General features: G+C 40.0%; 1 protein-coding gene. It reads right to left on the bottom strand.

What is annotated here, in order from left to right; all coding sequences use genetic code 11:
* On the bottom strand, nt 1-325 hold a 325-nt coding region (locus tag AOA62_RS03365; RefSeq protein ID WP_158235115.1), incomplete at both ends, for an alcohol dehydrogenase catalytic domain-containing protein.

Raw genomic sequence — 325 nt, 5'->3', positions numbered from 1 at the left:
ATAATGAAGTGATAGATGAGCAGTAGCAAAAGGCATAGCAATTGCAGCACCTTCGATTTCAGAAATATTATCAGGTAAAGTGAAAACATCTTCTGCCTTTGCAGTTAAGTATTCTGTAGCTGTCCCACTTATGTTTGTAGCCCAGACACGGGACCCAGGTTGAATATTTTGAACATTTGCACCGATACTTTCCACTACTCCCCCTAAATCAAAATGTGGGATATGAGGGAAGGAAGGAACAGGACGCATTCCTTTACGAAAATAAGTATCTACAGGATTCATAGCACTGCCACCGACTTTAATAAGGATTTCATCATCTTTAGGT

The sequence above is a fragment of the Pseudomonas sp. 2995-3 genome, assembly GCF_002742565.1.
In the GTDB taxonomy this organism is placed as follows: domain Bacteria; phylum Pseudomonadota; class Gammaproteobacteria; order Pseudomonadales; family Pseudomonadaceae; genus Aquipseudomonas; species Aquipseudomonas edaphica.
Note: the sequence above shows the minus strand (reverse complement) of the source record. Positions and strands in the feature narration are given on the sequence as shown.